Annotated in this window: 18 protein-coding genes; 7 read left to right on the plus strand and 11 right to left on the minus strand. The window is 60.8% G+C overall.

Features of this window, described 5'->3' with window-relative positions; genetic code table 11:
• Positions 1–61 precede the first annotated feature (61 nt).
• The 3 genes from AC0L2C_RS24505 to AC0L2C_RS24515 all read left to right on the plus strand — a co-directional run bounded on the left by AC0L2C_RS24505 (position 62) and on the right by AC0L2C_RS24515 (position 2,611).
• Entirely contained in the window at positions 62–784 is a 723-nt protein-coding gene (locus AC0L2C_RS24505; protein ID WP_287288030.1) for a Crp/Fnr family transcriptional regulator, read from the plus strand.
• Between the two features lie 308 nt (positions 785–1,092).
• Entirely contained in the window at positions 1,093–1,386 is a 294-nt protein-coding gene (locus AC0L2C_RS24510) for a hypothetical protein (RefSeq protein ID WP_128245311.1), read from the plus strand.
• 253 nt (positions 1,387–1,639) lie between these two features.
• Complete coding sequence (locus AC0L2C_RS24515; RefSeq protein WP_287171970.1) at positions 1,640–2,611, plus strand: Vgb family protein; 972 nt, start codon at positions 1,640–1,642, stop codon at positions 2,609–2,611.
• A 70-nt stretch (positions 2,612–2,681) separates the two neighbouring features.
• Here AC0L2C_RS24515 and AC0L2C_RS24520 read toward each other — a convergent pair whose 3' ends face one another.
• The 3 genes from AC0L2C_RS24520 to AC0L2C_RS24530 form a co-directional block, all read right to left on the minus strand.
• Positions 2,682–4,832, minus strand: a complete 2,151-nt coding sequence (locus AC0L2C_RS24520) for a GDSL-type esterase/lipase family protein (RefSeq protein WP_473524643.1) — start codon at positions 4,830–4,832, stop codon at positions 2,682–2,684.
• Complete coding sequence (locus AC0L2C_RS24525) at positions 4,829–5,218, minus strand: hypothetical protein (protein ID WP_287171968.1); 390 nt, start codon at positions 5,216–5,218, stop codon at positions 4,829–4,831. The genes AC0L2C_RS24520 and AC0L2C_RS24525 overlap by 4 nt, the downstream gene beginning before the upstream one ends.
• Before the next feature lie 535 nt (positions 5,219–5,753).
• Positions 5,754–6,392, minus strand: a complete 639-nt coding sequence (locus AC0L2C_RS24530; RefSeq protein WP_473524644.1) for a hypothetical protein — start codon at positions 6,390–6,392, stop codon at positions 5,754–5,756.
• On the opposite strand from AC0L2C_RS24530, the gene AC0L2C_RS24535 reads away from it, so the two are divergent.
• Entirely contained in the window at positions 6,366–7,421 is a 1,056-nt protein-coding gene (locus AC0L2C_RS24535) for a hypothetical protein (RefSeq protein ID WP_473524645.1), read from the plus strand. The two genes, AC0L2C_RS24530 and AC0L2C_RS24535, sit on opposite strands and share 27 nt — an antisense overlap.
• 192 nt (positions 7,422–7,613) lie before the next feature.
• Complete coding sequence (locus AC0L2C_RS24540; RefSeq protein WP_473524646.1) at positions 7,614–8,957, plus strand: SGNH/GDSL hydrolase family protein; 1,344 nt, start codon at positions 7,614–7,616, stop codon at positions 8,955–8,957.
• Positions 8,958–9,022: 65 nt separating this feature from the next.
• Here AC0L2C_RS24540 and AC0L2C_RS24545 read toward each other — a convergent pair whose 3' ends face one another.
• Positions 9,023–10,063 carry an EscU/YscU/HrcU family type III secretion system export apparatus switch protein gene (locus tag AC0L2C_RS24545; RefSeq protein WP_473524647.1) on the minus strand — a complete coding sequence of 347 codons (1,041 nt, stop codon included), beginning with the start codon at positions 10,061–10,063 and terminating at the stop codon, positions 9,023–9,025.
• 84 nt (positions 10,064–10,147) lie between these two features.
• On the opposite strand from AC0L2C_RS24545, the gene AC0L2C_RS24550 reads away from it, so the two are divergent.
• Positions 10,148–10,951 carry a tetratricopeptide repeat protein gene (locus tag AC0L2C_RS24550; RefSeq protein ID WP_091590139.1) on the plus strand — a complete coding sequence of 268 codons (804 nt, stop codon included), beginning with the start codon at positions 10,148–10,150 and terminating at the stop codon, positions 10,949–10,951.
• A gap of 239 nt (positions 10,952–11,190) precedes the next feature.
• Here AC0L2C_RS24550 and AC0L2C_RS24555 read toward each other — a convergent pair whose 3' ends face one another.
• The 7 genes from AC0L2C_RS24555 to AC0L2C_RS24585 form a co-directional block, all read right to left on the minus strand.
• Positions 11,191–11,640 (minus strand): hypothetical protein, encoded by a 450-nt coding sequence (locus AC0L2C_RS24555; protein ID WP_473524648.1) that lies wholly within the window; start codon positions 11,638–11,640, stop codon positions 11,191–11,193.
• A 13-nt stretch (positions 11,641–11,653) separates the two neighbouring features.
• Positions 11,654–13,003, minus strand: coding sequence for a type II and III secretion system protein family protein (locus AC0L2C_RS24560; protein WP_473524649.1), 1,350 nt, complete (start codon positions 13,001–13,003; stop codon positions 11,654–11,656).
• A gap of 57 nt (positions 13,004–13,060) precedes the next feature.
• Positions 13,061–15,223 carry a type III secretion system export apparatus subunit SctV gene (sctV, locus tag AC0L2C_RS24565; protein WP_473524650.1) on the minus strand — a complete coding sequence of 721 codons (2,163 nt, stop codon included), beginning with the start codon at positions 15,221–15,223 and terminating at the stop codon, positions 13,061–13,063.
• Positions 15,220–15,531 carry a tetratricopeptide repeat protein gene (locus AC0L2C_RS24570; RefSeq protein ID WP_023799520.1) on the minus strand — a complete coding sequence of 104 codons (312 nt, stop codon included), beginning with the start codon at positions 15,529–15,531 and terminating at the stop codon, positions 15,220–15,222. The genes sctV and AC0L2C_RS24570 overlap by 4 nt, the downstream gene beginning before the upstream one ends.
• A gap of 17 nt (positions 15,532–15,548) precedes the next feature.
• Positions 15,549–15,947 (minus strand): hypothetical protein, encoded by a 399-nt coding sequence (locus AC0L2C_RS24575; protein ID WP_128180306.1) that lies wholly within the window; start codon positions 15,945–15,947, stop codon positions 15,549–15,551.
• 38 nt (positions 15,948–15,985) lie between these two features.
• Positions 15,986–16,975, minus strand: coding sequence for a SctD/MshK family protein (locus AC0L2C_RS24580; RefSeq protein WP_473524651.1), 990 nt, complete (start codon positions 16,973–16,975; stop codon positions 15,986–15,988).
• A 119-nt stretch (positions 16,976–17,094) separates the two neighbouring features.
• A complete protein-coding gene (locus tag AC0L2C_RS24585; protein WP_023799517.1) occupies positions 17,095–17,274 on the minus strand; it encodes a hypothetical protein in 180 nt (59 codons plus the stop codon).
• Positions 17,275–17,488: 214 nt separating this feature from the next.
• Between AC0L2C_RS24585 and AC0L2C_RS24590 the strand changes: the two genes are divergently transcribed.
• Positions 17,489–18,349 carry a MurR/RpiR family transcriptional regulator gene (locus AC0L2C_RS24590; protein WP_287171958.1) on the plus strand — a complete coding sequence of 287 codons (861 nt, stop codon included), beginning with the start codon at positions 17,489–17,491 and terminating at the stop codon, positions 18,347–18,349.
• The last annotated feature ends 13 nt before the right edge of the window (positions 18,350–18,362 follow it).

Below are 18,362 nucleotides of genomic sequence, written 5' to 3' on the forward strand. Positions count from 1 at the left end.
AGGTGGTCAAGGCAATGCGTTAGGGGACCGGGGGCGCTTACCCTATCAGGGAGAGGGAGCCATGACAGAGAATGGCGCTGAGGTTCGGGTCAAACAACTGAACAACATACGCTTATTCCGGCAATTTGGGCAAGATACTCTTAGTGAAATGGCGAAAGCAGCCATCTTACGAAGTGTTCCAAAGAATAAAGTCTTAACTCGCCTTGGGGACATACCGCGTTATATTTACTACATAATCCATGGGAAAGTTCGTCTTAGTGTTCCCCTCTCAGATGGCCGAGAATTCATCTATTCCGATCTCGGTCCCGGTGACACTTTCGACTTGACTAGATTGTTCATCGCGCGACACAGTAACATGAACGCTGCATCAGTTGTGGACAGCGACTTGCTCCAAATCGAAGCAGCTTTCATGGCTAGTGTCTTCGACAAGCACCCAGATCTCGCACTGAAGGTGATCCCGTACTTATGCCAAGCAACGCACGACGCGCAAGAGCGGGTGATCCACAGTGCGTCGAATGCCCTGTCCATTCGATTGGCGAGCACGCTCTTGCGATTGACTGAAACCCCGCACAGCACGGCTACCGTGAATGGAGCTCTGAGAATCCACATTTCGCAGACCGACCTCGCGGCAATGATCCCGGCGTCTCGAGCGAAAGTGAATCGTTGCTTGAGAGACTGGGAACGGCGGTATCTGACCCAATACGACCGCGGCTCGCTGACAATTCTCAATCGCACCGCATTAGAGTCTGTTGCACTTGGCTACTCGCGTTTGATCGTTCAATGATGCCTTTCCCATATGCTCGGGCATCTCCAGGCCATCCTCCGGGAAGATAGTGAACCGGACGTGGTGGCGGTCGTGCTCGGATCGCTCGGTAAAGTCCTATACGTCGGCGTCGTAGCTCGCCGCACCGGACATGTGCGCCTTCCCAGGCAACGAGACACCGCTCACTGCCGTGCAGACTGCGTCGACTGCGCCCGAGATTGGACAATGGCACGCACACGAGCACCGCCTCTTTGCTGTGCGATGCGACTTTGCTGTTGGGGAATCCGGAACTATTATCGGCCGCCCATGTACCTCACGTCGGGGGAAGAATGGATCTGCAAGCCTTCAGAAATTCGATTGCGAAATCACAGCCGCCCGCCGGCCTGACCCCGGCCCTGCAGGCCCTGTGGTGGGATGCAAAGGGCGATTGGGACAAGGCGCACGAGCGCGCGCAGCTCCGCGACGACGCGGCGGGCATGCGCGTGCATGCCTACCTGCATCGCAAGGAAGGCGATCAATCCAATGCGGAATATTGGTATCGTCGCTGCGATGCCGTGCCATCGACCTTGACGCTTGAAGAGGAATGGCAAGAGTTGGCGCGTGCGTTTTTGGGGCAAAGCTGACGGCTTCCGCCGAAAAGTCTGGCTTTGGCCGCGATCCCGTCGCCGTATGCAGGTTTTTCCCACGAGGCTACCGCCTTATCGACGATTCTGGGCTTGCAGGCCTGGGCGAGGGCAGGGGCTGCACTAGCTCCTGACTTTATCGGCAAGCGACACGGCGAGCTCGCCATCTGCGGCTCGGCCGCCGCAGTGGCGCGAAAAGGATACGTGGATCGCTCGCTGTGCAAGTTGAAACGCGCGATGTGAGGAGTTCGCCATGTTTCGTACGATTGCGTCGGCGCTGTTCGCCGCGCTGCTCTGCTCGGTGGCCGCGCGTGCCGCCTCGGAGGAGGTCCGCTACTATCCCGTTCCAGAGGGCGCCGGCCCGCACGATGTCGCTCCGGCGCCGGATGGCTCCGTATGGTACACCGCCCAGGGACAGGGCGCGCTTGGGCGGCTCGATCCTGATACAGGCGCCGTCAGGCACATCACCCTTGGCGACGGCTCGGCGCCGCACGGCGTGATCGTCGGTCCCGACGGCGCCGCCTGGGTGACCGACGGCGGCCTCAACGCCATCGTGCGCGTTGAAGCCGAAACGGAAGCGGTGAAGGCGTTTCCGCTCCCCGAGGGGCACGGCTACGCGAACCTCAACACCGGTTCCTTCGACAAACACGGGAGGCTCTGGTTCACTGGGCAGGAGGGCATATACGGCAGGCTCGACCCGGCGAGCGGCAAGGTCGACGTGTGGAACGCCCCGCGCGGTCGCGGCGCCTACGGGATCACGACCACGCCGTCCGGTGAGGTCTACTACGCCTCGCTCGCCGGCAACCATATCGCCAGGATCGATGTTTCGACCGGCGAGGCTTCCCCGATCGACCCGCCGACCGCGGATCAGGGCGCCCGCCGCGTCTGGTCGGATTCCAAAGGCCGCATCTGGGTCAGCGAATGGAACGCCGGCCAGGTTAGCGTCTTCGATCCGGCCGCAAATGACTGGCGCAGCTGGAAGCTGCCCGGAGACGAGCCCCAGGCCTATGCCGTTTATGTCGATGAACGCGACAAGGTCTGGCTCACCGATTTCAGCGCGAACGCCATCGTCCGCTTCGACCCGGAAACGCAGACCTTCGCGAGCTTCCCGTCCGACCGCGACAACGCCAACGTGCGCCAGCTCAACGGGCGCTCCGGCGAGGTATGGGGTGCGGAGTCCGGTACCGACCGCCTTGTCTTGATCGAGACCGAAACGGGCGAATAAAGCAAAAGAGGTCGAGGCAAGGACGAAGGGCAATTTGCGCGAAGAGACCGCATGTCAGCGAGATGCCGCTCTACACGAAGAGAAAATCGCTGTTCGAGACGCTTGCGACGAGGACACCGTTTAGTGAAAGCGTGTCACTGTCGGAGAAGACGACCAGCGTGTCGCTCCCGACCTGCCGGAGTTCGCTATATCTTTGGTATCCTGAAATCTCCAGGAGATCATCGCCGGAAAGGTCGAAGTCGGTGATGGTGTCGTGGCCATGGCCGGCGGCGAAGACGAAGCTGTCGTTTCCCGTTCCGCCGGTGAGGATATCGGTGCCAAGACCACCGACGAGCCGGTCCGACCCGCCTCGGCCCTCCAGCCGATCTGCGCCGCCAAGGCCTTCGAGCGTGTTCGCTGCGCCGTTGCCCACCATGGTGTTGGCGAGTTCGTTGCCTTTTCCCGCCAGATTGACAGCCGACCTCAGGAAGAGGTTTTCGACGTTGTCGGCCAGGGTCCAGTTTATATAAGCATGCGTCTCGTCGAAGCCGCCATTGTTCTCTTCGATGGTTTTGTCACCGGCATTGTCGACATGGAAGACGTCATCACCCGCGCCGCCGACAAGCGTGTCGGCGCCCGCTTTTCCGTTCAAGATATCGCTGCCGCCCATTCCATAAATGACGTCCGCACCGGGACCGCCGGTAAGCGTATTGTTGCCGTCGTTGCCTACGATTGACCCCGGCGGCGGCTCGTCGAGTGGATCGATCCAGACGAAATCCGAACTGCTCAAGGAGGCGCTGGTCACGCCTTTGAGGAGAACAGTGTCGCTGTCGGAGAAGACGACCAGCGTGTCGCTCCCGACCTGCCGGAGTTCGCTATATCTTTGGTAGCCTGAAATCTCCAGGAGATCATCGCCGGAAAGGTCGAAGTCGGTGACGGTGTCGTGGCCATGGCCGGCGGCGAAGACGAAGCTGTCGTTTCCCGTTCCACCGATGAGGATATCGGCGCCAAGACCACCGACGAGCCGGTCCGACCCGCCGCGGCCCTCCAGCCGATCGTCGCCGCCGAGGCCTTCGAGCGTGTTCGCTGCGCCGTTGCCGACCATGGTGTTGGCGAGCCCGTTGCCTTTTGCCGCCAGATTGGCAGCCGACCTCAGGAAGAGGTTTTCGACGTTGTCGGCCAGGGTCCAGTTTGTATAAGCATGCGTTTCGTCGACGCCGCCATTGGTCGCCTCGATGGTTTTGTCTCCGGCATTATCGACATAGTAGACGTCGTTACCCGTGCCGCCGACAAGCGTGTCGGCGCCGACCCCGCCGATGAGTTGGTCGGAGCCGCCGCGGCCCTCCAGCAAATCATCGCCAGCCAGCCCATCCAGCACATTGGCTCCCTCGTTTCCGCCGAGTTGGTCGGCAAAGGAAGAGCCTGTAAGATTTTCGATGCTGGTGAAGGTATCGCGGTCGCTTCCGATACCGGTCCCGTCCAGGCCGAGATGTTGTTCCAGTGCGGCCATCCAATGTGAGGAGATTTTTGCATAGCCCCCGGCAGTCGGATGCAGCCCGCTGTCAAGCGGCGGCGCGGTGATGTCATCTGGTGTCAGATCACGCATGTCGACAAAGGCGATCTTGTGCCCCTGGGCGGCCAGTTCAGAGATCAGACCGGGCATTGCATCATTATACGCATCGACACGGTCTGCACGCGCTTGCGACTGTCGGCCGACGCGAACGGGAGGCAAGGAACCGACGAAGACGGTCAAGGCGGGATCGCTGGAGGTCAGGCTGAGCAAAAGACTGCGCAGATCCTGCAACATCGTTGGCACGCTATCGGTCGAGCTGTCATTTGTTCCGGCAATCAGCAGCACGGCATCCGGTTTCGTAGCGGCCACAACATCGTTGTCGATGCCGTTCAGTTGATTGAGCGTCCAGTTGCGGTGACCCTCGTGATCCCGATCGCCCATGCTGGCGGGTCCGTTGGACGAGGAACCGACGAAGTCGATCTTCACATTGAGTGCCGCCAACTGTTCCAGCATGAACTTCCGATAGCCGCCGCTTTCGGTGTCGGAAGAGCTCGCGATCACTCCATAGGTAATGGAATCGCCCAGCGGCAGTATCGACAGCAACTTGTAAGCATGGCCTGAAGCCAAATCGGCGATGACTCCACGGGGCGAAGCGCCGTAATTGACTGCGTCCGAACCGGCACCGCCGATGAAAGCGTCCGGACGGCTGCTGTCATAGAACACCGTCATAGTATTTTCTCCCACTGGCAAAGCTGCTCACGGGCATGACCGCCTGGGCCGCAGCAGAAAGGCTCGAGATCGTCATAGCTGGTCGGCCGGTCGAAGTCGTAAGCAAGGAACCGCGGTGTCTGCCCGAACCAGCTGTTGGTGCCGCCGACCAGGCCGATCGTGTAATTCCACGATCTGCCGGCGTCCTTTTCCCGGATATTGCTGTTTGCGCGGCTTTCGAGCTGCCGATCATCCGTGTTGTGGCGTCCCCATTCGAGGGCGAGAACACGACCTTTCCTCCGTCCGACGAACTGGTGCAGGAAAAAGGCTGAATCGAAACCAACGCCGATCGCGACGACACCATGGTGCTCGTCGGCGACCTGTTTGGCCCGGGTGTCGAGTACCATTGTCCATGGCCTCTTAAGCCACTGACCCTGCACCTGACGCCGATGCGATCGGTTTTCTGCAGGTCAGCGAGACAAATTCAATGTTGCATCGCACTCTTAGGCACTGCAACATAATATTTGCCACTACTCTGGGTAGATTGGCAACATTTTTTTGAGCCTGCAATACCCTGGCTCGACACCGGGCACGGTGACGCGGGCGGCGATCGCTGTTGCTGTTGTTGTACCAAATTGCGACAGGTCGGCAATTTAACGCGGGCATTTAGTCGGTAATTGGCACAAATTGTGCGCGCGCATTGAGCCAGAGGCATCTTGAACTTTCGTCGTTGCCTGTGCGTTTAGGTTGTAGTACGCATCCTGTTGCAGTGCAGCAATATCCGGCGGCAACGTGCGGCTGCGTGAGGGCTCATCCCGTCCCCCGGAAGGTGAGCACCGAAAACCGAACAGGTGAGGCGAAAATTCCGGAAGACGGGAGAAGCATGGGATGAGCATCGGAGCGGGCAGCGCCCGGCGTTGGCCGTCAGTCGGCATCGACCGTTCACCCGTTGAGCGTTATGTCCTTGCAGCCCTTCTTTTTTTCCCGGTCCTGTGCGGGGTCGTTCCGATCCTGTTGTACGAGAAGGCGGCATCCCGCGTGGCGTGGCACGATCCTGCCCTCGCCACGGTCAGCGCCATCGGGTTGGCTCTGCTTTGCTGCCTTTTTGCATTCGTGCGCTATCCCGCCGAGGCGCGGGCTGCGCGCATCATCGTCGTCGGACTGTCGATAACGCTGGGCCTCTTCAGCTTCGGGCTTGGAGACGAACTCGGCATTGCCGACGCAGCTCGCGCCGACGCGTTGGGCAATGTACTCGTCTATTCTCGCCTGATCGCACTTGTGGCGGCGATTTTTTCGATCCTGCGGCCATCCTTCGCCATTTTTCCGATGGTCTATTTCGCCTTCCACAAGAACGTCACGCGGGCAGTTTCCGATGCTGTGGAACTGGGCCGCAACGACTATGCGCCGTTGATTGAGGTCGGTCTCTTCCTGGCCTGTGGCCTGTTGGGCCTTGGCCTGCTGCAGAGCTTGAGCCGGCTGAAGCCCTTCACCAGGTACCTGCCCAACCCTGACGAACTCGGAACCAGGGAGTTCGCGGCCCAGGCTGCCGGCATATTGCTGCTTGCCGGAATCGGCGCCCATTTTGGCAACTACTTCATGTCCGGGATGGCCAAGGTCACGCTTGACGGAGGGCCGTTGAGCTGGATCCTGGAGAACCCGACCAGTTCCATCATGCTGGCCGGGTACGGGTTGGGCGCGGCCCCGCTGGGCATTTCCGAATCGCTGCTCGCTCATGCTTATGAAGCGGTCAGGGCGGTCCAGATTCCGATGAATGTCGTTATCCTTGCTGCGCAGCTTCTATGCTTTCTCGCTTTTTTGCGCAGGCGGTGGCTCATCGGGCTGACCGCGTTCTTCGATATCATGCATATCGGGATATTCCTTCTGAGCGGCGCCCTTTTTCTGCACTGGATCATCCTGAACAGTCTGATCGTCGCGGCTCTGACGAGAATGAAGGAAAGTTCGTTTTCCACGACTGCCATCGTAACCGGGATTGTTGTCACCATATTCGGCGACGCGGTCTTTTATAACGCGCGGCTCGGCTGGTACGATTCAAGGCAAATCCGGCAAGCACATTTCGAGGCGTTGACGAAAGAAGGTGACTGGGTGCGGGTCGCACCGAGCTTTTTCCGCGACGCCTCCTATCTGCTCTATGCCCGTCACTTCGGCTATCAGGAATATCGTCGTGAATCCGGCCACGTTCCGACCTCAGCCTGGGGCCAGATCGGGATCAGGAAGGTGCAGCCAAAGTCGTCGGAAATTGCCTCGTCCAACTACGAGATCATGAAGCTTACGAACGAGTGCGCCTATCCAGTCGAACTGCCAATCACGCCGCCTGACTACGATGCGGCCCGCCCGGCGCCGTTTATTCTTGGACAGCACAATCGCGCCGCGAACCTGGCGAACTCGGCTGTTGCGGTCGGTTACAACTTCTATCCACACCATCATTATTCCATGCCGTTCCTGCACCGCGCTTTTGAGGCGCTGGAGCCTCGCGACATCGTCGCGTATCGATACCTGGTCGATACCGTCTGCCTCGATGTCGCGGATGCCAAGGTCGTGCGGCGGGTCATGACCCAGACATTGGGGCCGAGGATCGATGTCCGCCAGTGAATCCGGCGAGGGCGCAGCGGACGTTTCAGCACGTGAGTTTTGACTATAGGGCGGCTCCAGTTTCCACGCTGGCAATCCTTGCCCCTGACGCTGGTCCAAAATTGCCACGGAAGTCGAATTTCATTCCCTAGGCAGCCCGTCATAATGAGCCCGGCGGCGGCATTACCAGCATGTCTCGAGGAGGAGATAAAAATGCGGCTCAACAGGCCTTTGGTTTTCACGGATAAGGTTTCATCGGAGCTTTCTACCGCCGCAGGGAGGAATCGGCGTCGACGTCAGATCATCCTGATATGTGCAGCTGCGGCGGCCGGTTCCGCGATTGCAGGTTTTTCGGCACAAGGCGCCGAAAAGGCAGCCTGGATCACCACTTGGGCTGCCACACCTGCTCCGCGCTGGTCGGATGATCTTCCTGCGCCTTTCGGAGTGCCGGAGGTATTGGAGAACCAGACCGTCCGCCAGGTCGCCCGCATCAGCGTTGGCGGCAATAGCGTGCGGGTCGTGCTGTCGAATGCTTTCGGCGAAAAGTCGCTGACCATCGGTGCCGGCAGCGTCGCAATAGCAGGCAAGGGCGGCAACGTCGATCAGGCGACCTTGAAGCCTCTGACCTGGGGCGGCAATAGTTCTGTGGTCGTTCCGCCGGGAGCTCCGATCCTCAGCGACCCCATCGCTCTCTCGGCAGAAGCGCTTTCCGAAATCTCGGTCAGCATTTTCCTGCCGAAGAAGACGGCGTTGTCGTCGGTGCATTGGGATGGCGTGCAAACCGCCTACATCTCCGGCCCGGGCAATTTCACAAACGAGGCTGCGTTCAAGGCTGACAGCACACTCAAATCGCGCCTGTTTCTGAGCGACATATGGGTTGACGCCGTGCCGGAATCCGAGGCGATCGTGTTTTTCGGGGATTCCATCACGGATGGGAATTGCTCGACCCCTGACGCCAATAATCGCTGGCCGGACCATATCGCCAAGCGATTGCAGGAGGCCAACCGCAAGGTCGCGGTGGTCAACGAAGCCTTTTCGGGCAATCGCATGTTGACCGACGGTATGGGTGTCAATGCCTTGGGACGTTTCGATTCTGATATACTGAGCCATCCCAAAGTCTCGACTGTCGTCCTTATGATGGGCATCAACGATATCGGCTGGCCCGGCGAAAATGCAATCACGCCGGACGACAAGGAACCGACGGCGCAAGACATCATCACCGGATACAAACAACTCATCGATCGCGCGCACGCCCATGGCATACGCATTGTCGGCGCGACGTTGACCCCCTTCGCCGAAACCTTCAAAGGACTTCCCACCGAGGGTTACTACACGCCCGAGAAAGAAAAGATTCGCGTCGCGGTGAACGAATGGATCCGCACCGGCGGCGGCTTCGATGGCGTGGTCGACTTCGACAAGGTGATGGAAGATCCGGCCAAGCCGGGGTATCTGCGCGACGACTACGACTGCGGCGATAACCTCCATCCCAACGACGCGGGATACAAGGCAATGGCAGACGCGGTCGATCTCGACGTCCTGTTGGGTTCAGCCAAGTAGTCGGCTGTCGCTGCTGACCTTGCCGCGCTGCTCAGGCATTGCGGCAAGGTCGGTTCGCGCATGGCTCAAGTGAGCCCGAGCCGGACAAGATGGCGTACGACCGGTGGGAACATCTCCTGGCCGATGTAAGCTCCGGTGTTCGTATTTTCGAAGAGTGGGCCGGCGACGGCCGCATCCTCGATCACCGGAATACCTGCCTGGCGTGCTTGAGCCGTCATCTCGTCAGCCGCTCGGCCCTGGCCCTTGCCGACGACCGTCGGCACCGGCGTTTCACCCCTGACGTAACGCAATGCCACTGAGCGGTCACCGGACACGAAAACGATGACCGCGTTTTTCACGCCCAGCTTCGCCGGTTGCATCACGGCCTCACGCCGCTGTCGCTGCTGTTCATGTCGAATCAACGGATCGCCTTCGAGGTCCTTGTTTTCGCGCTTGTATTCGGTTGTCGTCATGCGCATGTCGCGCAGGAACAGCCAGCGCTGAATAGGAACATCGATCACGCCGATGACGACAAAGGCCAGGGCGGCGGCAATTCCAAGCGGTGTCAGCACCGCTTTGATAATTGGCTCCAGGCATGACGGAGCGCACCCCGGAGCATCGAAGAGCGGCTGCAGCCATGCGATCAAAAGGAATGCGAACAGGCCGGCCAGCAACACCACCTTGGCCAGGCCTTTGGTGAACTCGACGACGTTGCGCAGCGACAGGATCTTCTGAAGACCCTTCGCCGGGTTTATGTGATCGAATTGCGGCTTGAGCGGTTCAAACGAGAAGACCGGCCCGAACGTTCCCAGCATGCCGAAGACCACGGCGAGAACGACAACGATTCCGACGAGCGGCAAGGTGGCAAGCATCAGCAATGACAAAGAATGGCGGATGGCCCGCAGACTGACTTCAACGAACGAATCGCCGGGGATGGTCACGGTCTGCACGAGTTCCGAAAGGTGCCCGAACAGCATCGGCCAGGCGAAATAAAGATAGCCAAGCGCTGCGAAAAGCGTGAAGCCGGAGGCCAGGTCGCGGCTCTGCGAAACCTGGCCTTTGCGGCGAGCGTCGCGAAGCTTCTTGTCGGACGCCGGTAGTTTCTTTTCCTCAGCTTCTTCGGCCATGTTGCAATCTTATCGCACTGTTGTGGTTCCAGTCGGCCAGGGCCGTGTGTAAGGTGCGGCGGGCTTGAATACGGAGAGGTGGATATGCGGCTGCACGTCGTGTTCTTGCCCGTCGTCGCCATGCTGGCGGTGACCGGTTGTCAGACGACCAAAACCGACACCGAGCAGGCAAAGGCACAGGGCCCGTCGTCGCAATCGGAGCGTCTGATCAAGCTTGCGGACGATATCCATGCGCAGGGAGACAGTGGCACCGCAATCGCGCTCTACCAGCGCGCGGCAGCGATGCCGGATGCCAAGCCGAGCGCCTTCGTCAAGGCGGGCGAGGCCTATATGCGAGCGGGCTATCCCGCCGAGGCGGCTAGAGCCTATCAGGCCGCGCTGGCAAAAGCGCCCAATGACGGAGGGGCAATGCTCGGGCTTGGCTCGGCGATGATGGAAACGGGCGATATCGATGCCGGCATGCGCGCGCTCGCGCAGGCCGCGCCGCTGGTCAACACCAGCAGCGCCTATATCAGGCTGGGCGTGGCGCAGACATTCGCCGGCCAGACGGCGGAGGCGCAGACCACTTTTGCTCAGGCGTTGAAACTTGCGCCGGGGGATCTCGACGTCGAGAGCAACATGGCGTTGGCCGCGGCGCTCGAAGGCAATTCCGCCACAGCACTCCCGCTGGTCCAGAAGATCTCCGCCGCACCCAATGCGCAGTTGCATCACAAGCGCAACGTCGTGGTGGTCTACGGACTTCTTGGCCAGGCCGATCAGGTCAGGGCCTCGCCGCCGATCGGCCTGGCGACCAAGGAGGTGAATACCTTGCTTGCGCGTGCCAGAACCATCCGGTCGAAGGGCAGCACACAGGCAAGGGCGAAAGCGCTCGGCTCTATCCTCGGCTAGAGCAATTCCAGGAAAAGTGTGAAACGATTTTCCCGGGAAAAGCGCATAGCGCTTTCCCTTGGGAATTGCGCAAAAACAAGGAGATAGAGCGGTTCGGCGTTTCCGTGAAACGATGAACCGCTCTAGCGCATCGGTCCGGAAAGCGCAAAGCCAAGTCGGGTCGAGCCCGACGCGCAAACAACCGGACAAACTAATGCATGTCGCGCAAACGCGACGCGCTTTTGCAAGGCCGCATCGGCTCACTCGACTGGCAGCGTTGTTTGCGGCGTCGGCGGCCCGCTGTTGGCTCCTCCGATCGGCGCCTCTTCGCCATTGAGGTAGCGCCGCGCGGCATTTGCCGTCGGCACGGCCGCCGCCGCCCCCATGCGCCGGCCCTCGACGAGGTCCCGCTGGCTTTCGGCCATGCGTTGAAGATTGTAGGCGTTGGCGCAGCCGGGCGGCAGGTGGGAGCCGACGCCGGTGACGATCGTCAGATTGGTCGCAGCGGCAGAACGGTCGTCATCGACCGGTTGGTTCAGACATGCATTGGGAGCAAGGATGGAGCCGCCGACGCCCTTCTGCGAGCCGCCGGTGTCGGTCGAAACATAGCTGTAGCCGGGAGAATATTCCTGCGGCTGCTGCCGGCCGTTCGCGCAGCCGACCAGAAGCAGCACCGGAAGAACAGAGCACAATGCGATGCGAAATGTCATGTCCGGTTCCCCGCTATTTGATGATCAGGCCCATCGCCGATGCGTCATTGGCGCGCTTCCTGTGGCGCTTGGCTGCCGGACGGTCGAGCGGCGTGGCGAGGCTGTCGCGCACCGGCTCGACCAGGTAAGGCGTGATCAGGATCACCAGTTCCGTCTCTTCGCGCTGGAAGCGCTGTGACTGAAAAAGCGGGCCAAGCACCGGCACATCGCCGAGAACCGGAAACTTTTCCAGATTACGCGAGGTCCGCTGCTGGAAAAGGCCGGCGATCGCAAAGGTCTGGCCGCTCGCCACTTCGACCGTGGTGTCAGCCCTGCGCACGACGAAACTCGGCATGGCAAAGCCATTGGCGCTGACTGAGCCTGCTTCCGACAAGGAACTGACTTCCGGCTGAACATGGAGCGCAATGCGATCGCGGCCGATCAGCGTAGGGGTGAACCCGAGGGAAACGCCGAACGACTTGTATTGAACGGTAACGACGTCCGTTCCTTGCGGAATCGGAACCGGGATTTCGCCGCCGGCAAGAAAGCTCGCGGTCTGACCGGTCATCGCTGTCAGGTTCGGTTCGGCCAGTATCTTGACAACGCCGTTGCGTTGCAGCGCTTCGATGAGAATGTCGAAGTTGACGCCCTGCGCCTGGTCCATGCTCAAACCAAGATTGCCGGTGCCGGAGGGCACGCCATTGTCCTGGAACATGTTGAACTCAAAACCGCCGCTCCTGTATCCGACAGACCAGTCGACGCCGTAGGACTGCAACTCGGTGCGCGAGACTTCGGCGAAACGGACCCGGATGTTGACCTGCTGCGACCCCTGCACGGTCATGTTGTTCAGCGGAGGCTGTTCCGGCGGCGAGAACGTGCGGGCGATATTGTCGACATCCGTTGCCTCCTCGACGCCTTGTGCCTCGCCGGTCGCAACAATGCGGGTCCCGAAAATCGAGAGATTTGTCGCCGAGTTCGGCTGCATCGCGGCTTTCGCTTCGTTGGCAGGCGTGACGTCGGGGGTGACGCGGAACTGGGCCGTTGCCTCGACCCGCTCATCGGCCGTGATTGCAATCAGGTTGGTCAGGCCGGGTTTCAGGCCGAAGACATAGACCATCCCCGGCGACACGACCTGAAGGTCGGCGATCGTGGTGTCGGCGATCAGGACCGATTCGACGGGTTCATTGAAGCGCAGCAGGCGTCCTTGTCCGACCGGCAGGTCGACCGTTGGCCGGCTCGGCAATGGCGGCACATCCTGCGCCGTCGCGTCGGCATGTGTGAACAAGAACGCCAGCAAGACGGCAACTGTCGCGATAGCGAGCCAGCGCATCCGCCCGGCGAAAGTGGCGGATCGAACGCCTGCTGCGGTATCGTGAATTGTCATGCCGTTCCCCTGTTGAGCATGTAGTTCCCCCAATTGTCCCAATCCGCCCGGCTGGCATCATGAGGCTGCCTCTTGTACGGCTTTCGCCTCAGCCGACGGCAGCGATCGAGAGACGTTGCGTGCCACGCCCGAGCGGCCGGATATCGTGGCCAATGGCTGGACGTTGAATTCCTGTGCGAGTTCCCCGAAGGACAGGACCGGAAGCTCGATGGCATTGTGCGTGAGCAGGCTTCGCATATGACGGCGCACATCCATCGCCGCGAGGACGACCGGTGAGACATCGGTGGCGTTCTGCGACAAGGCTCGTTCGATTTCGGCGATCAATGCCTGTGCATCGTCATCCGAAAGGTTCAGGAACGTGCCGGTCGATGTGCTTTGCACCGCGTTTCGCAGGACATCCTCGGCCGAGCGCTGCAGAACATAGGCTGCGATGATGTTGTTACGGCCAGCGAAGCGGAAGCTGATCTGGCGTTTCAAGGACGTGCGGATATATTCCGTAAGCAGAACGACGTCCTGTTCGCGTTGACCCCATTCGATCAGCGCTTCGAGGATCAGGCGCAGGTTGCGGATCGGCACGTTTTCGCCGACAAGTCGCCGAAGCACCTCGGCGATTTTCTGCAGCGGCACGATCTCCTGCGCCTGTCTGACCAGATCCGCATAGTCCGGCTCCATGTCCGACAGCAGCCTGCGGGTCTCCTGGATCCCGACGAAATGGCCGGCATAGAGCCGAAGTGCATTTCCGGTCCATCTGGCCGCTGTTTGCGCCGGCGTGGAGAAGACGAATCCGGCTTCCTTCAACGCCGAAAGGTGGCGATCGTCGACCCACATGAATTTGCGCTGGCCGGCAACCGGAGAACCGTTTTCGTAAGTCACATCGAGCAGATCGAGATGCGTTGGGTCCGCTTCGACAAGAACGCGGCCGGCGGGGATTTCAGCATCCAGGATGGGTGCGCCCTCCAGATCGATGCGCATGCTTCTCGCTGAAAGCTTCTCGTCGACCTGCAGGCCGATAGCCGGAACGTCGACACCGAGATCGCCGAAAAGCTCGCCGCGCACGCCATCAGCGAGCGAGGCGAATTCGGGTTCCGGGACCGAGCGTCCGAGTTCGGTTCCGAAGCGCACGACGATGCGGGATGAAGAAGGCAGTGCTGCCACGGGCGTTGATGAAAGCGACGCCGGTTTTCCGGCTTGTTCGGCCATGGCGGTCTGGCCGATATCCCTAAATTCGGCTTCCCCCGCGGTGCGGCGGTTGATGGCGTAGGCGCCGGCGCCGAAGCAGGCACCAAGGATCAGGAACACAAGGGACGGAAAGCCCGGCACTACGGCAAGGCCGACCATGATCACCGCGGCGAGTGCGAGTGCACGGGGGTCGCGTAGTAGCTGACTGGTTATTTGCTTGCCAAGGTCGCTCGTGCCGTCCGAGCTGCCGACGCGCGTCACCATCGTGCCGGCGGCCACGGCGACAAGCAGTGCCGGTATCTGCGCGATCAGCCCGTCACCCACCGTGAGCAGTGAGTAGGTAACGGCGGCGTCGCCCAGCGACATATCGTGCTGCAGCGTTCCGATCGCGAAACCGCCGATCAGGTTGACCAGAATGATGACAATGCCGGCGATGACGTCGCCCTTGACGAATTTCATGGCGCCATCCATCGCGCCAAACAACTGGCTTTCACGCTCAAGCTGCTGGCGAAGCCGGCGTGCCTCCGCCTGATCGATGTCTCCGTTGCGCAACTCCGCATCGATGCTCATCTGCTTGCCGGGCAGCGCATCGAGCGTAAAGCGCGCGGCAACTTCGGCAACGCGTTCCGCACCCCGCGCAACCACGATGAACTGCGCAACGGTGATGATCAGGAAGATCACCAGGCCCACGGCAATACTGCCGCCGACGACGAAACTACCGAAGGCGGAAACGATCTCGCCTGCGTCGGCCTGGAGGAGGATCAGTCGCGTGGTCGTGATCGTGATCGCCAGCCGGAACAAGGTGGCGATGAGGATGACCGATGGCAGCGACGAGAACTGGAGCGGATGAGAAACATAAAACGAAGCCAGCAGGATAAGCACGCTGACGGCGATATTGGCGGTGATGAGAATGTCGACGAGGAAGGTCGGCAATGGAATGAGCATCATCACCACTGCAACGAGCATCAGGATGGCGATGACCAGATCGCTGCGGCGTGACAGCTTGGCAAGGAAGTCCAGAAGGCGTTCCGATACCGTCATTCGGCGGCTCGATGCGACAGGAAGCTCCGCAAGGCATTGTGCGCCTCGGCCTTGCGGCCGGCCACAAGCAATGCTCGGCTCTTCAGCAACGCCAGCGTCGGGTGGTCCATTCCCTCCAGCGTCTCCAGCCTGGCTATGGTGGCAAGCGCCTTGTCCGCTTCGCCATCGAGTATGAGCAGATGCGCCAGCGTGCGCAGAACGCCGGCATTTCCCGGTGACAGCTGCGCCGCGATGAGCAGGTATGCCGCGCCCCGCTTTGCCTGCCCGTGACACCCGTAGAGATAGCCCAGGACATGCAGCAGATGCACTGTGTCATGCGGATCAGTCAGGTTTCGATTCCTTCCTGTATCCGGGCAAGCAGATCGCGATGACGCTCGATTTCATCCTCCATCAGCGTTCTGGCGAGCGTCTTGAGTTGCTCGCCACCCTCAAGGCCGGGAACCAGATGCGTTACAAAATGCTGGAGGATGGCTACCGAGCGACGCAGGATGGCTGGCTCGGGAATACCAGGCATGACGAAGTTGATGAGCGCCTCGTCGAGCGATTCGCTGTTCGTGCCCCGAGAGGACTGGAATTCCGCGGTTCCTGGCTTTTCCATGCCAGCGGCCGATGTCGCTCCCTGGGCCCGGCTTGCGGCCTTGTCGACGCCATTCATCCGCCGACGGTTGATTGCCTGACCGCGCACGCCTTCCGCCTGCCGCACGTCGCGGCCGGTTGTGTCCATCCTTGCCGTATCGAAACGCGGGCCTTCAAGCCGGCGGTTCACGGATATTTCAGCGCGACCGTGGCGCCGCCCTTCGTCAGGAGAAGTTCCGTCTCGCCAATGCGCTTGATGGTCCAGCCGTCATTGGTGAATGCGCCCTCATGATAGCGCGCGCCGTCGATGGCGATGACATAGGGCCGCTCGCCATACCAGATCGCCTGCAGCCTCAGGCGCGGAGCCTGCTCGGCGTTGCCGATCATGACATTGGAGGCGAGGGAGATGTGCGCGCCGAACGCCTGGTCGAACCAGGATTGCGTTTCGGTCCAGGCAGCATTCTTGTCATTGGCGATCATGCCCGAGACCACGAGCCGTCCAGGTGATTGCTGAACGGTCAATGTGCTGATGCCGGATTGCTCGAGGCGCAGCTTGAGCTGGCGTTCCGCGTCGGCGGCGCTGGGGGCTTGTGTCGGCGATGGATCGTCCAGAACACTCTGCCCGGCCTCGCCAGCGAGGGCCAACGTGATCGGTTTATCGACTTGAGCGGACAACTTTTTGCCAATGTCGGGCTCGGCGAAGGAGAACCCATTGGCGGCGACGGAAACAGCGAAAACGGCAAAGAGAACGCTGCCCGCAACCAGCAGGGGGCGATTGGAAACAGACCAGCGATTCGGCGGGCGTTCCGGGTTGACCAGCCGGATTTGGGCATCGCCGATGCTCATCGAAAGCGGCAGCTTGCAGCGGCGGCCCTGGCCTTCACGGATGATCTCGCCGGTGGCGAGCGTGACATCGCCGCCGACGGCTTCGATTTCAATCTGGCTGCCCTTGCGCCGCAACCTTGCGTGGACCGGCGCGATGCCGGCGTCCCTGAGGACTATTTCGGACTCCGTGCTCGAGCCGACCGTATACAGAGGCTCGACCAGGCTGAGTTGGGCGCCCGCGTGAAATCCCTGCGTTACGCTGAGCGCAACGGAATGTCGCGATGCCGGGGTGCGGCCGATAGCCCAATCTTTGCCGTTAGCCCAATCTTTGCCGTTAGAATGAGCGGTCATGCCACTTCATCTCCCGCTGATGACAATTCAGACGCAGCCTGGCAACGGCATCGAAGCGTTCGTGCCGTGGACGTGCGCCGCCGGGTGCTTGCGGCGGCGCATGGTTCGAGAATCCCGCCTTAGGCCTTTTCGGCCGACTGGCCGAGCGTCCTCGCGGTGCTCATCAGCATGTCATGTTGGGACTTCGCGATCTCTTTTGTGATCTCGAGGCTAAACATGCGCTCCTGATGCTTGATCATCTTGTCCAGGTTCTGTTCCGGCGACCCGGCAGCGCCGGACGTAATGGGAGGGGTAGCCATCATTGTCTCCTTGAGGGACCATTCAAGTTACAAACTCCGGAATCACGTCGACGCGATCCGGCAGGTTGCGAAAGCAGCTTAAGGCAGCGTGATCGAAAATGAAAGTCCACTTGGAATATATGAACCAGTTCGGTTCCAACTGTTGCATTGCCACCATTGGAGGAGTAACCTGCCATCGGGGTAAATGGGGTATGGCAGAATGGAACAAGGTCCTTTGGCGGAGCTGTTGGTCGAACGGTTCGAGAATATGCCGCCGCAGCTGCGGGTCGCCGCGCGTTTCGTGCTGGACCATCCTAAGGATGTCGCACTGATGTCGATGCGCGAGCAGGCGCATCAGGCCGGCGTTTCGCACAGCACGATGATGCGGTTGGCGCGATGGCTTGGCCTTGAAGGCTATGAGGATATGCGCAGCCTTTATGCGCGCGCGCTGCGTGAGACAGGCGCCGGTGAGCCGGTGCGACGGGGTGCCGACCAGGGTGGCGTTCCCGGATATTCGACTGCAGGGGTTGTCGCCGACACGCTCGCGGCGCAGGTTTCAAGTCTGGGTGAGTACGGCAATGCCTCGCAATTCATCGCCGCCGCAGACCTCCTTGCACGATCACGCAATCTGTTTGGTCTCGGCGCGCGCTCCGGTTATCCGGTCGCCAGCCACTTCGTTCACATCATGTCGTTTCTGGCTGGCGGCGACCGCAAGGTGACGCTTGTCGGCGAGATAGGCGGACATGGTCTGGATGCCTTGCAGGGCGCGGGACGCGGCGACGTGCTCCTTGCTGTGGGCATGTCGCCTTATGAACGAACGACGATCGACGTGGCGCGCCAGTCGGCCAGGCAGGGTGTCGGCGTGGTGGCAATCACCGACAGCAGCGTGTCGCCGCTGGCCCGGATCGCGCGGGAGACCATCATCGTTACGGCAAATTCGCAGTCGTTCTTTCGCAGCATGGCGCCGGCGTTCGCCGCCGTCGAGATTCTGGCGGCACTGACGGCTGTGCAGTCTGAAGTGAATGCTGCCGAACGAGTAAGACAGTCGGAAGAGCAACTCGCTGCTTTCGGCATTTATTGGAAGCCGCCCCGGTAAGCTTCTGGGGCTT

This window comes from Mesorhizobium sp. WSM4845 (assembly GCF_055811455.1).